This is a genomic window from Streptomyces sp. CT34, from assembly GCF_000805335.1.
Taxonomy (GTDB): domain Bacteria; phylum Actinomycetota; class Actinomycetes; order Streptomycetales; family Streptomycetaceae; genus Streptomyces.
The window spans coordinates 7,343,066-7,356,652 of record NZ_KN708638.1; the positions used below are offsets into that span (position 1 = coordinate 7,343,066).

Below are 13,587 nucleotides of genomic sequence, written 5' to 3' on the forward strand. Positions count from 1 at the left end.
CCGTTGCTGGTGGGAGCGGCTGCGGGCGCGGCGCGCCCGCTGTCGGGAGTGTAGACGCACAGTCGCCGCATATCGGGATGTCAGGGACCGGCGTGACCCGCCGGAGGGACGGCGGTGCGCGCAACCGGTGCGGAGGTGTGGCGGCCGGAGGCGGGCGGGTGAAGCGGCGTGGCTGACGGTGTGTGAGGCGCGGCGCGGGTTCCTTGCCGGAGCCGCAGAAGGGCTCGACTCGGCTGCGGAAAGGGGGTGTTGGGGCGGCCGTTGACAGGATGTGGAGGGCGCTGAAGTCTGAGGTCCGTCAGGGATCGAGGCTCCGGAAAGGGTGACCGGGGGCCGGCCGGGGGCCGTACGGGCCGTGGGGAAGATGAGGTACGAATGGCAGAGCACACCGACGGCGGGCGTACCGCGGTCGTGATCGGCGGCGGGCTGGCCGGCATGCTCGCCGTCACGGCCCTGTGCGGCCATGTCGACGCGATCACCGTCGTCGAACGTGACCGGTATCCCGCCGGGCAGGTCTTCCGCAAGGGCGTGCCGCAGGCCCGCCATCTGCATGTTCTCCTCAGCGGTGGGCAGCGCGCGCTGGACCGGCTGCTGCCCGGCACGGTCGACGCGCTCACCGCGGCCGGCGCGCGGAGCCTCTACCTGCCGCGCGATCTCGTCACCCGTACGCCCACCGGCTGGCAGCGCCGCTTCGACGACCGCCGGCATCCGACGCTCAGCGTCACCCGACCGGTCCTGGACGCCGTGGTACGCGAGCGCGCACTGCGGGCGGCGGCCGGCTCACCCACCCGGGTCGAGGTCCTGGAGGCGACCGAGGCCGTCGGGCTGACCGGCGACGCCCGGCGGGTGACCGGCGTCAAGGTCCGCAGCCGCAACGGCGGGGGGGGCGGCCGTCCGGAGCGGGCGCTGCCGGCCGACCTGGTCGTGGACGCCTCCGGCCGCGGGTCCCGCGCGCCCCGGTGGTACGCCGCACTGGGCCGGGAAGCGCCGCAGGAGGAGAGCGTCGACTCGGGCCTGGCCTACGCCACCCGGATGTACCGTCCCGGCGGGCCGGCAGCCGCACCGGAGATCGGCGTCAACATCCCCGGCTGGCCCGAGTGCCCGCGTGGCGCCGTGTACGTCCCCGTCGAGGACGGCAACTGGCTGCTGACCCTCTCCGGGGTGCGTGGCCACCATCCGCCCACGGACCACGCGGAGTTCACCGCTTTCAGCGCGACCGTCGGCGACCCGTACGTCCACGAACTGCTCGCCGGCGCCGAACCGGTCTCGCCGGTGCACGGCTTCCGCGACACCCGCAACCGGCGCCGTCACTTCGAGCGCCCCGGGGCGGCACCGGAAGGCTTCCTGGTCCTCGGGGACGCCAACTGCACCTTCAACCCCGTCTACGGCCAGGGCATGTCGGTGGCCGCGCTCGGTGCGCTGGCGCTGCGCGACACCCTCGCGGACAGCGGCGGGCTGCGCCCCGGGACCACCGCCCGGGCGCAGCGGGCGGTCGCCCGCGCCGCGGAGCCCGCCTGGCTCGCCGCGGTCGGCGCGGACCGTCCGTACACCGACGGCGGCGACGGCAGGGCGGGCCTCGGCGAGCGGCTGACGACGTGGTACATAGGTCGGCTGTCCGCCCGCGCCGCCATCGACCGCGTCGTCGGCGGCGCCTTCCGCGACGTCTTCTGCCTCACCGCCCCGCCCTCCCGCCTGATGGCCCCGCGCATCCTCCTGCGCACCGTCCTGCTGCCGCGCCGCCCCGGCCTGCCCAGGCCGCCCGCCGCCGTCGAACGCGCCTGACCGCGGGAGCCGCCGGGCTCCGGGCCGCAGCGGGCCCCGGGCCGGAAGACCGGATGCGGCGGCCACGGGTGCCGGGAAAGGGCGGGGCGGCATGACAGGGCCGACGGCACAGGACCTCGCTGTCTTCGAGGCGGCCACCGGGGAGTTCGTGCGGCGTCGGCCGGTGCACCCTCTGGGAGACCGGCGGGCGCCCGTCGCGATGGCCGGGGCCACCCGCGCCCTCGTCGGCACGGTCCGGGGCGCCCCCGTCCACTCCCCGCCCGAGCTGCGCGGACGCGGCTGCGCGAAGGCGGCTATGCGGGGGCGGTGACCGCCGCCGTTTCCCGGGCCGTCCGGCGCGCGGGGGCGACCGGGGCGCTGCTCTTCACGGACCTCGGCAACCCCACCAGCAACCCCTCTACCAGCGGCTCGGCTACCGCCCGGTCGAGGACCGCGTGCGGACGGAGTTCGGACGGGCCGGTCGGCCTCGGTAGGCGGAAGGCGGAGGCGGAAGGCGGCCGGGGGGGGTAGGGGTGGCGCGGATACGGGGTCGGGCGGGTCGGAGCGGTCGCTTGCGTCGCGGCGTCCGGGCCCGCCCGCCTGCTCGCCGGCCCGGTACCTGCTCGACCCGCTCCGGTGGCGGCGGTGCGCCATTGCCACGTGGCGCGGCGGCCCGGGGGCGATTCGGCCCCCGGCCCCCGGTTCCGCCCCCGTCCTCGTTCTCACCCGAATGGCCGCGTCCGGGTTGCGGTATGCATCCGGGTGTCGCAAGGGTCGAGGTGTCGCAGCGGTCGGCCGGTGTGGGGCCGTGGTGCGCCCGACGAGCGCCGGACGCCTGCGGTGGGCCGGGACGGCACGTCCGGAGGGGGACGTCTGACAAGGAGGGGGCATACCTGACGCATCGCAGCTCACACCCCTGACCGGAATGCCGCGGCAGGTCGCGCGGTTGGTATCGGAAGGCGACGGTGTTGAGTCCGGGGACCGCGTGTGGCGCCGTACGGCGGTGCGGGGCGGCTCGGGCGCGCCGGAACCCTCCGCCCACCCGGCCCGTTCACTTCGCGACCGCCCCGACCATGGAGGTGCCGTGACCGCATCCCGATCCCGCCGTACTCCGCTCACCGCGCTGCGCCCCGCGAGCTTCGGCGCCGAGCCCACCGGGGAGCGGCTGGCCAGGATGCGCAGCTCGCCGCAGTTCGTGGATGGGCAGTTCCGCAATCCGGCGCCCACCCGGCAGTTGCTCCGGGGCGGCGCGCTGCCGATGGCCCGTACGCAGCTGAGTCGCGGGGGCCGGTTGCGGCGGGCACCGGTGGGCCGGATTCCGGTGCACCGCCCGACCGCCGCGGCCTGGAGCCGGCCGCCCGCCTCCGGGCTGCGGATCACCTGGATGGGGCACTCGAGCGTGTTCGCGGAGATCGACGGCCACCGGGTGCTCTTCGACCCGGTCTGGGGTGAGCGCTGCTCCCCGTTCAGCTGGGCCGGGCCCAAGCGGCTGCATCCGGTGCCGGTGGAGCTGGCGGAGCTGGACCCGGTCGATGCCGTGGTGATCTCGCACGACCACTACGACCACCTCGACATGCCCACGATCCGGGGCCTGGTCCACTCGGGCGCGGCCTTCGTCGTGCCGCTCGGCGTCGGCGCCGACCTGGAGTTCTGGGGTGTCCCCGCGGAGCGCGTCACCGAGCTCGACTGGCATGAAGCGACCCGGGTCGGCGGGCTGACGCTGACCGCCACGCCCGCCCAGCACTTCTGCGGGCGCGGCCTGCGCGGCCCGCAGCACACGCTCTGGGCCTCCTGGGCCGTCGCCGGTTCCGAGCACCGGATCTTCCACAGCGGCGACACCGGCTACTTCCCCGGGTTCGTGGAAATAGGGGCGGCGCACGGCCCGTTCGACCTGACCATGATCCAGGTCGGCGCGTATTCCGACTTCTGGCCCGACATACACATGACCCCCGCGCAAGGGGTGCAGTCCCACCTCGACCTCCAGGGTGGCGAGCCCTCCGGGGCGCTGCTGCCGATCCACTGGGGCACCTTCAATCTGGCCCCGCATCCGTGGGCGGAGCCGGCGGAGTGGATGATGTCCGCGGCCCACAAGGCCGGCGTGGCGTCCGTCGCGCCCCGGCCGGGGGAGCCGTTCGAGCCGGCCGACGAGCCGGCGGTGGACCCGTGGTGGCGGGCGGTTGCCGTGCCGCCGGTCCATGGCTGGCCCGCCTGGCCGCCGGTGGCGGCGACCGCGGAGGCCGCGGAGGCGGCGGACGTGTTGGTGGGCGACGACCTCGTCGGCGAGCGGTGACCGCGCGGCGACGAATACGGCGGCGGTGCTGGCGTACGGAGGGAGGACTTCGCTTCCGGGGCGGCGTGCGGGTTCCGGGGAGGACGGCCGCCGCCGGGGCGCGGTCGTTGTGGACTCAACTCCCGTTCTCTGAACGGGAGTTCGTATCTTTTCGCACTGCCGTGCGCGCCATGCCTACCCAGGGAGCTGGCGCGGGGTAGCGAAACCCCGAAGTGGGTCCGAACACCACCCCCGTACCAACTAGCGTGCGAACTCCGCGAACTGCCAACGGCCGATCCGGAGGGCGCCCATGCCTACCGCACCCCCCCAGAGGACCCAGACGTCCCAGGAGGCTCAGAGGTCCCACGGGGGACGGCACGGCCGGGCCTCGCTTCCCGAATCCGCCGCCGACTCGGCGATACGCGCCCGGCTGGTCCGGCTCGCCGCCGTCCCCTGTCTGCTCGTCGCCGTCATCTGCACCGGCGTCGCCGCCTTCGTGGTCCAGAGCGGCGGCGCCCGGCTCACCGGCCGGGAATGGCCGGTGCTCACCAGCGGACTCGTCGTGGTCTGCGTCATCGTGCTGATCGCCGGCGTCGCCGCGAACTCCGAGGCGCGCGCCGTGGTGAGCCGCTACGCGCGGCTGCGTCACGTGTGCGCCCGGAGCCAGTCCGAGCTGTACGACCTCCTCGACCGGGTCCGCCGTGACGAGTGGCTCGAGCACCGCGAACCCGAGCCGGCGCCGGAGCCCGGGGGCGACGCCCTCGACCTGCTCGCCCATGAAGTCGCCGCCGCGGGCCGGGCCGCCGAGGCGGCCGTCATCGACGCGGTGAGCATCGCCCGCTCCAACGCCACCGGGAACGAGCAGAAGTTGGAGGTCTTCGTCAACCTCGCCCGGCGGCTGCAATCCCTGGTGCACCGTCAGATCCAGGTGCTGGACGAGCTGGAGCACCAGGTCGAGGACCCGGACCTGCTCAAGGGCCTGTTCGTCGTCGACCATCTGGCCACCCGGGTCCGCCGGCACGCCGAGAATCTCGCCGTGCTCGGCGGCGCCGTCTCCCGTCGCCAGTGGACCCGCCCGATCACCATGACCGAGGTACTGCGCTCCTCGACCGCCGAGGTCGAGCAGTACCCGCGGATCAAGCTGGTGCCGCCGGTGGAGGGCACCCTGCGCGGTACCGCCGTCGCCGATGTCGTCCACCTCCTCGCCGAACTCGTCGAGAACGCCACCATCTACTCCGCCCCGGAGACACCGGTCACGGTGCGCGCGCAGCACGTCAAGGCGGGGCTCGCGATCGAGGTCGAGGACCGCGGCCTGGGGATGTCGGGGGAAGAGCAGGAGCAGATGAACCGGCTGCTCGCCGACCCCGAGCGGATGGATCTCACCGAGCTGCTGGACGACGGCCGGATCGGTCTCTACGTGGTCTCCTCGCTCGCCCAGCGGCACGGCATCGTCGTCCAGTTGCAGAGCAACATCTACGGCGGCGTGCAGGCCGTGCTGATCCTGCCGCCGTCGCTGCTCGGCGCCAACTCCGCGCAGGTACGGGACGAGTTCGACGGCTCGGTGGTGCCCCAGGCGTCCCTGGACTACCGCGACGAACCCGCCGCCGGTCACGGGCGCGCCCCGGGCGACGGCCGGGACGAGGGCGGTGCCGGCTCCTCGCACGACGGCGGGTACGGGCGGCACGACGACCTCATCTACCCCGGCGGGGGGTTCGACGCGACGACCGACGCCGGCAGCGAGGCCGCCCGTATGGTCGCCTACCACCGGGCGATGGCCCGCCTCGCGGCGGATGCCGACATCGACGCCGGCGCGATCGAGATCCGTCCGCCGGCCGGCGCCAAGGCCCGCCCGGCCGCGCCCGCGGAGGGCCGGCCCGCCGCGCCCGCCGTCCCCCGTCCGGCCGCGCCCGCCGACGGCCGGCCCACGCCGCCCGCCGACCCGCGCCCGGCCGCCCCCGCCGACAGCCGGCCCGCGGACCCGGGCCCCGTCGTCCTGCCGCCCCCGCCGCCCGCCGCCGACAACGGGTCCCGGCCGCGGTTGCCGCGCCGGATCAAGCAGACCCACATCGCGCCCGAACTCCGCGAAGACCCGCGGCAGCTGCCCCGCCGTCAGGGGACCGAGCGCATCCACGACCCCAACCTGATGGCCGCCTTCCAGCGCGGTTTCAGCCTCGGCGACCCCAGCTACGCGGCCGGCCGTACCACGGCCGGCCAGACCGCCGACGGCGCCGGCCACCCCCCGGGGCAGAACGGCGTTCCCGGCAGCCCCGGTGAACCCGACCTGCCCTTCGACCCTGACCACGACGCCCCGAAGGCCCGCCCCCGAGGAGACGACCACAATCATGGTGAGTGATGTGCATGCGCAGACGCACGCCGAGTTCCGCGGCGGTCAGCACACCGACCTTTCCTGGCTGCTGACCGGACTCGTACAGCGCGTACCGCACACCCGAAGCGCCGTTCTGCTGTCCTCCGACGGCCTGGTCAAGGCCTCCCACGGCTTCGAACCCGATGTCGCCGACCACATGGCGGCGCTGGCCTCCGGTCTGTACTCGCTCGCCCGCAGCGCCGGCGCGCGATTCGGGGAGGGCAGCGACGTCCTCCAGGTCGTCGTCGAGCTGGAGGAGACCTTTCTGTTCGTCTCGGCCGCCGGCACCGGCGCCTGCCTGGCGGTGCTCGCCGGGCGCGATGCCGACGCCGCGGTGCTCGGCTACGAGATGGGGATGCTCGTCAAGAGCGTCCGGCCGTACCTGTCCACCCCCGCGCGCCATCAGGCCCCGGCGGAGGGTCGTTGACCGTGGCCCTGCCTCGCCGACGGTGGCCGGGCGGGCAACCCCTGTACGACGGGGCCGCGGGCGAGATGATCCGCCCGTTCACCGTCAGTACCGGCCGGACCCGCCCCACGGCGCAGTTCGACCTGCTGACCTTGGTGCTGGCGACCGGACGGCGACCCGCGGGCTCCCAGGGGCCGGACCACGTCCGCGTCCTGGGGCTGTGCGAACGGCCGGTCTCGGTCGCCGAGATCGCCGCGCACATACGGCTTCCGGCCGTGGTCACCAAGGTGCTCCTGGCCGATCTCGTCGCCTGCGGCGCGCTCACCGCGCGGGCCCCCGCCGCCGTTTCGGCCGGGTCCGCGTCCCGTACCGACCGTGCGCTGCTGGAGGCGGTGCTGCATGGACTTCGTCAACGACTGTGACCCCCGGGACACGGGGGACCCCGGCCCCGATCCGTTCCCGACCGCGCTCAAGATCCTGGTCGCGGGCGGGTTCGGGGTCGGCAAGACCACCTTCGTCGGTGCGGTGAGCGAGATCGAGCCGCTCAGCACCGAGGAACTCATCACCCAGATCAGCGTCGGCACCGACGACCTGGCCGGGGTCGAGGAGAAGAACACCACGACCGTCGCGATGGACTTCGGCCGGATCACCCTCGACTCGGACCATGTCCTCTACCTTTTCGGCACGCCCGGTCAGACCCGTTTCTGGTTCCTGTGGAACGAACTGTCCGACGGCGCCCTCGGCGCGGTCATCCTCGCCGACACCCGGCGCCTCGACCAGTGCTTCGCCGCGGTCGACTTCTTCGAGCGTCGCGGCATCCAATTCATCGTCGCCGTCAACGAGTTCGACGGCTCCTACCACTACGAGCCCGACGAGGTGCGCGCCGCCATAGACCTCGCGCCGGAGGTCCCGGTCGTCCTCTGTGACGCCCGGCAGTGTTCCTCCGGCAGCCATGTCCTGGTGTCCCTCGTCGAGTACTTGCTCACCCCCGCCCTCGCCGCCACCCCGGAGCTCCCGTGAACTACCCGTCCCGATACCCCTTCTCCCACTACCCCGCCTCGCGCTACCCCTCTTCCCGTATCCCTTACGTGTCTTACGACCCGACCCGCCATCTGCTGCTCACCCCGCAGGACGACGAGGCCCCGGCCCGGGTCCGAAGGCTGCGCGAGCTGGGCATCGGCAAGAATCCGCTGCCCGCGTTCGACGACTTCGCGCGCAAGCTCGCGCGGACCACCGATACCCCGTACGCCATGGTCAACTTCATCGACGAGCACGAGCAGTACTTCGCCGGTCTCTACGTACCAGGACAGGACAAGGCCATCGAGCTGGGCCCGGCGCCCGCCAGCGGCCGGCCGGGCCGGGGGATGGCCCGCGATCACGGCTACTGCCCGCACGTCGTGGTACGGCGCAAGGCACTGGTCCTGGAGGACGTCTGCGACTATCCGCGGTTCGCCGGCAACCCCGTCGTCGACGAGCTCGGTATCCGCACCTATATGGGCGCGCCGCTGATCGACCATACGGGGATGACGCTGGGCACCGTCTGCGTCGTCGACCTCGAACCGCGCCCCTGGGGGCGGGAGGGGCTGCACACGATCAAGTCGCTGGCCGCCGAACTCGTTGAGCAGATCCACGAGATGGAGCGCCGGCAGAAGGAGTCCGAGTCCGAGAAGCAGCCCGGGTCCGAGGAGCGGTCGGGGTCCGAGGAGTCCTGAACCGGAGCGTCCGGCCCCGGGACACGTCACTCGCTCCGGGACCCGGTACGGCGGTGGCCGCGCCCGACCCTGACCCGCCGGACGGCCCCTGGGCCCTGTCGTCGAACTCCCGCCTGCCGGCGCCCGGCACGCCGAGAGCACGCACCGGACGCCGCCCGGCCCGCCCTTCGGGCGGACGACGGGAGTGTGACGACAGGGCCTAGATCAGCCGGGCGAGCGCCGCCGGCCCGTCCGGCAGCTCCCCTTCCTCCGGCAGGTCGGCCGGATCCCGTCGTACCCGTTCCGCGAGCCGGCTGGACCACTCGCCCTTGGTCTGGCCCAGCGCCAGTTCGCCCAGCCGCAGCAGCTGGATGTCCGAGGTGCCGGCCGGCGCGAAGATGTGGTGTGCGTCGCGCAGGAAGCGCTCCACGGGGCGGTCGGTGAACAGCCCGCAGGCGGCGTGGACGTCCATCGCGTCGCGGGCCGATTCCAGGGCCGACTCCACGTTGACCAGCTTGGCGTTCATCAGCTCCGCGTCGCACGGCAGCCCCTGGTCCAGGAGATGGACCGCGTGGTACGCGGACAGCCGGGCGAGCAGCAGCCGGGACTGGATCCGGCCGAGTTTGAGTTTGACGGCTCCCAGGGCGGCGAGCGGTTTGCCGTAGCGCTGCCGCTCGGTGCAGAACCGGGTGGTCTCGTCCAGCACCGCCTGGTGGATGCCCAGTGACACCGCGGTCAGATTGGGCCGCCCGTAGAGCACGCTGGAGGAGTACGCCACGGACAGCCCGTCGCCCTCCTTGCCCAGCAGATTGGCCGCGGGCACCCGGCAGTTGTCGAAGAACAGCTCGCCGAAACTGAAGCCGTGCAGTCCCATGGTGGGCTGCTCGGCGCCGACCCGGAAGCCGGGGGTGCCGGTCTCGACGAGGAAGGCCGACAGCCCCTTGGAGCCCTCGCCGGTGCGGACCACCACGCCGTGCAGATCGCCGACATGGCTGTTGCCGACGTAGATCTTCTGGCCGTTGAGGACGTAGTCGTCGCCGTCCCGGACCGCCGTGGAGGCCATGCCCAGCACATGGCCGCCGGACTGCGGTTCGGTGACCGCGATGGTCGGCAGGCAGTCGCCGGACGCGATGGCCGGCAGCCAGGTCTTCTTCTGCTCCTCGCTGCCGAAGTGGACGATCTTCGCGACGCCCAGCTGGGATGCCTGCACCATGGCTCCCATCGCGGCGCTGACCCGTGAGAGTTCCTCGATGATGAGGGTCTTGGCGACGTGGCCCGCGCCCATCCCGCCGTAGGCGCGGTGCACCGTCGCACCGATCCAGCCCTGACGGGCGATCAGTCGCGACAGGTCGTGGCAGACCGTGCGGTGCGCCTCCATCTCCGCAATCCGGGGCCGGACCTCGCGCTCGGCGAAGTCCCGCACCCGCTGCCGGAGTGCCTCGTGCCGCTGGTCGGTGAAGTAGCGCTGCAAAACGAGCCCTCCTCCGCGATCTGCCCCGCGCCGGCCGCTCCCTCCTCGGGGCGGCACCGGCGGCGCCGCCTGTGGTCGTACCGGAATGTGATGTGTCGCTTACCGCGTGCAACACCCGTTGGCATACCTACTGCGCACGGAGCGAAACCTCAGGCGGGTGCGTTTGCGTGAGTGCCGGCGCACGCGGAACGGCCGCACAACCCCCGGTGCGCGCAACGCCGGTGGCGCGGCCCCGGGTCGTCCCGGAGCCGCGCCACCCCGCGCCACCCGCCGCCGCGGCGATCGGTACCGCAGGTCAGTGGCCGGTGCCGCAGCAGGACTCGCGCCGCTGCTGGCGGCCCACCTCCAGCCAGTCGGTGTCGTCCGCAGCCGCCGAGCGCAGCGCATGCCCGCCGGGCGCGGGGAAGGCGTCCACCAACGCCCGCTGCTCGTACGGCCGGCCGCCCTTGACCACCGCCGAGGTCCGCACCAGGGTGCTGAAATCGCTGAACGGATCGCCGTCCACCAGCGTCATGTCGCCCAGCTTGCCGACCTCCAGCGTCCCCAGGTCCCGCTCCGCGCCGAACACCCGGGCCGGCAGCGCGGTCGCCGTCCGCAGCGCCTGGCTCACCGTCAGCCCGCCGCGGTGCAGCGCCCGCAGGGCCAGGTGCAGCGAGAGCCCGACCGCCACCAGCGGCTGGTCGGTGCCCAGTGCGATCAGCCCGCCGCCGCTCAGAATCCGCCGGTAGACACCCACTTCGGTCTGGATGTCGGCCAGTTGCGCGGGCGTCGCGCGGTGCCCGGCGCCCTCCCGTACGACCGCGGTGTCCCACGGCGGCATCAGCCTGGTCACCCGCGCGTCCTCGGCCAGCGCCGGATCCTCGCCGATCAGCGCGGTCGCCGAGAACGGGGTGGCGAGCATGCGGAAGTCGCTGCCGGTGTAGATCTCCTCGACGTCCTGGTAGGCATGCCCGGTGCCGGACACCGCGTGTCCGAACTCCAGCCGCTGGGTGGCCTGGAGATGGGTCGTCAGATCGTGCCCCAGCTGAATTCCCGGGGTGAGCAGATGGCTCCCGGCGCGCACCCCGAGCCGCTCGTGGGCGAACCGCGCGGCCTCGGCCATCACCCAACCCGGTGCCCGGACATAGGTCTTGACGAAGTCCCAGTCCAGCGCCGCGCCGCGCTCCAGCGACCGGCGCAGCCCCTCCCGGGTGCGGTGCGCCCGCCCCATGCTGTACGCGACCCGGCCGCCGTCCAGCAGCTCACCACAGCTCAGCAGCCGCGGCCCGGTGAGCGCCCCGGCGGCCAACGCCTCCCGTAGCCGGGCCTGTTCGTAGGAGAAGCCGCCGCAGGAGACGGTGGTGGTGATGCCGTACGCGAGCTGGAGCGCGGTCTGCCGGCCGCCGTAGGTCGTCTGCCAGGGGTGCGTGTGCGCGTCCCACAGGCCGGGCAGCACGGTCTTCGCCGAGGCGTCCACCCGACGGGCGGTTCCGGCCCGGGACGCCCGGTGGGGCTCCACGGCCGTGATCCGCCCCTCCCGGACGACGATGTCGACGTCCTCGCGCACCGCCTCGCCGGTCCCGTCCCAGAAGCGGCCCGCGTGTACGACGGTGTCTTGGGCGCGCGCCCCGCGGCGTTGCAGCGCGACCGGTACGGTCCGCGCCGGACCGCCGGCCGCCGGGACCAGCCGCAGCTTCCCCGCCGAGAGGTACAGCAGCGTCGCGGAGTCCCCGGACCACGACGGATGATCGGCACTCTCCTCGGTCAGCTGCCGCGGGGCACCGTCCGGCGTACCGTCGGGCCGCACCGGCAGCACCCACAGCGCCGACTCGGCGATCAGCGCCAGCAACCGGCCGTCCGGCGACCAGACCGGGCCGGAGTCGTAGCGGTCGGCTATCGAGACATGCTCGGCGACCGGGTACAGCCGGTCCTTGCCGGTCTCGGCGTCGACGATCCGGATGACGTTGTAGCCCTCGCGGAACCGGCGGTTGAGCCGGTTTCGGTCGCACAGCGCCAGATAGCGCCCGTCCGGCGACCAGCTGGGCCGGCCCGGCAGCCCGCCCGCGCCCATCGGCGTGGCCAGCACCTTCTCCGTGCCGTCCGCCAGCGTCCGGACGACGAGGTTGCCCGACATGTCGAGCGCGGCCAGCCGCCCGCCGTCCGGGGACAGCGCCGGCTGCACCCGCCCGCCGGTCGCCAGCACCGTCTCCGTCCCGGACTCCAGGTCCCGGCGGCGCACCGCGAACAGCCCGTCCCGGTCGTCCGCGTACACCAGCGACCGGCCGTCCCGCGACCAGCTCGGCGCGAGCACATAGCGGGTGGCGTCGGCGGCGGTGATCCGGCGCGGCGCGCCGCCGCCCGAAGTGGGTGCCAGCCACAGGGAGTTGAGCGCGGCGAAGGCGACCTTGCGGCCGTCGGGGGAGAGCGCGGGCAGATGCACCCCGCGCACCGGACCGGCCGCGGTGCGCTCGAAGCCGTAGTCCTTGACGCGGTATTCGGGGCGGTGCAGCGGCAGTCGGGCGGCGAAGGGTATCCGCTCGGCGTGCTCCGGGGCGTCCGGCCGCACGATCCGGAACTGGCCGCCGACCGTCAGCAGCAGCTCGTCGCGCGACACCCAGCGCGGCGGCACCGGCTCCACGTCACCGCCGACCGCGACCGCCGCACCGTCCACCACCAGCGTGCAGGTCGGCCCCGGATGGTCGGTGGTCCGCAGGTACGCCAGCCGGCCGGCCGGGGAGAGCGCCGGGACCATCACCTGGGCGGCGGCGGTCTCGGTGTGCTCGACGCGTATCGCGCCCTGCCCGTCGGCGGGCACCGACGCGACCGTACGGGACGCCAGCGTGGTGCCGGACACCCGCCCGCGGACGAAGAAGAGCCGCGAGCCGTCCGGCGACCAGCACGGGTCGAAGTCCTCCCAGGCGCCGTCCTGATGGGGACCCTCCTGGCCGGGCAGCCCGGTCACCCGGGTCAGCCGCCCGGTCGTGACCTCCAGCACCCATAACCGGTACGGGCTGCCGCTCACCGCGTCGCCGCCGCGCTCCGAGGCGAACGCGATCCGGGTCCCGTCCGGCGACCAGGCGGGCCCGCGGTCGTCCCAGGGGCCGTCGGTCAGCTGCTTGAGGCCGGAGCCGTCGGGGTGCAGCGTCCAGAGATGGAAGTTGCCGCCCCGGTAGGCGCAGACGGCGATCCGGCGGCCGTCGGGGGAGTACACCGGGCGGGTCGGCTCCAGGTCGGGCGGGGTGAGCGCCACCGCGTCACCGCCGGAGCGGGGCAGCGACCACAGGACGTTCTGGACCTCGGCGACCAGTCGGTCGCCGGCCGGGGCCAGGGAGGCCGCGCCATCGGTCGCGGCGGTGAAGGAGAGGGTGGCGCCGGACGCACCGGCGGCGGGCTGTGCCGACGCGGGCGCGGGGGCGGCGACCCCGGCGAGGCCGGCCGCCGCGGCGACCGAGGCGGTGCCCTGGAGAAATCTGCGGCGGGACAGCGGCGAACGCCGGATCGGAGCGTCGCCGGAATGGTCTGTGGTGTCCAACGGTCCTCCTGCGAAAGGGGGTTGCGGCACAGGGCCGACACAGAACCGAACGATCGTGCCACGCGGCACGGGCCGTGGGCCAACTCCGCCGCGCGCCCCGTGGCGCACCGCCG

Annotated in this window: 9 protein-coding genes and 1 pseudogene; 8 read left to right on the forward strand and 2 right to left on the reverse strand. The window is 74.0% G+C overall.

Features of this window, described 5'->3' with window-relative positions; genetic code table 11:
- Positions 1-375: 375 nt before the first annotated feature.
- The 8 genes and pseudogenes from RZ84_RS32010 to RZ84_RS32045 all read left to right on the forward strand — a co-directional run bounded on the left by RZ84_RS32010 (position 376) and on the right by RZ84_RS32045 (position 8,513).
- The gene (locus tag RZ84_RS32010) at positions 376-1,782 is read left to right on the forward strand and encodes an NAD(P)/FAD-dependent oxidoreductase (RefSeq protein WP_043267915.1); all 1,407 of its coding nucleotides are present in this window, start codon (positions 376-378) and stop codon (positions 1,780-1,782) included.
- 167 nt (positions 1,783-1,949) lie between these two features.
- A pseudogene (locus tag RZ84_RS42070) lies at positions 1,950-2,255 on the forward strand (GNAT family N-acetyltransferase); the annotation flags it as partial.
- A 590-nt stretch (positions 2,256-2,845) separates the two neighbouring features.
- Positions 2,846-4,051 carry an MBL fold metallo-hydrolase gene (locus tag RZ84_RS32020; protein WP_052230310.1) on the forward strand — a complete coding sequence of 402 codons (1,206 nt, stop codon included), beginning with the start codon at positions 2,846-2,848 and terminating at the stop codon, positions 4,049-4,051.
- Positions 4,052-4,340: 289 nt separating this feature from the next.
- Complete coding sequence (locus tag RZ84_RS32025) at positions 4,341-6,383, forward strand: sensor histidine kinase (RefSeq protein ID WP_043267918.1); 2,043 nt, start codon at positions 4,341-4,343, stop codon at positions 6,381-6,383.
- A complete protein-coding gene (locus tag RZ84_RS32030; protein ID WP_043267920.1) occupies positions 6,373-6,822 on the forward strand; it encodes a roadblock/LC7 domain-containing protein in 450 nt (149 codons plus the stop codon). Before RZ84_RS32025 ends, RZ84_RS32030 begins: the two co-directional genes overlap by 11 nt.
- A 65-nt stretch (positions 6,823-6,887) precedes the next feature.
- Positions 6,888-7,223 (forward strand): DUF742 domain-containing protein, encoded by a 336-nt coding sequence (locus tag RZ84_RS32035; protein ID WP_052230601.1) that lies wholly within the window; start codon positions 6,888-6,890, stop codon positions 7,221-7,223.
- A complete protein-coding gene (locus RZ84_RS32040; RefSeq protein ID WP_043267922.1) occupies positions 7,201-7,821 on the forward strand; it encodes a GTP-binding protein in 621 nt (206 codons plus the stop codon). Before RZ84_RS32035 ends, RZ84_RS32040 begins: the two co-directional genes overlap by 23 nt.
- 68 nt (positions 7,822-7,889) lie before the next feature.
- Positions 7,890-8,513: a GAF domain-containing protein gene (locus tag RZ84_RS32045; protein WP_052230602.1), complete on the forward strand. Its 624-nt coding sequence runs from the start codon at positions 7,890-7,892 to the stop codon at positions 8,511-8,513.
- 199 nt (positions 8,514-8,712) lie between these two features.
- Here RZ84_RS32045 and RZ84_RS32050 read toward each other — a convergent pair whose 3' ends face one another.
- Both RZ84_RS32050 and RZ84_RS32055 read right to left on the reverse strand, forming a co-directional pair.
- Positions 8,713-9,963 (reverse strand): acyl-CoA dehydrogenase family protein, encoded by a 1,251-nt coding sequence (locus RZ84_RS32050; RefSeq protein WP_043267924.1) that lies wholly within the window; start codon positions 9,961-9,963, stop codon positions 8,713-8,715.
- Between the two features lie 295 nt (positions 9,964-10,258).
- A complete protein-coding gene (locus RZ84_RS32055) occupies positions 10,259-13,474 on the reverse strand; it encodes an amidohydrolase family protein (protein WP_043267925.1) in 3,216 nt (1,071 codons plus the stop codon).
- Positions 13,475-13,587: the final 113 nt, after the last annotated feature.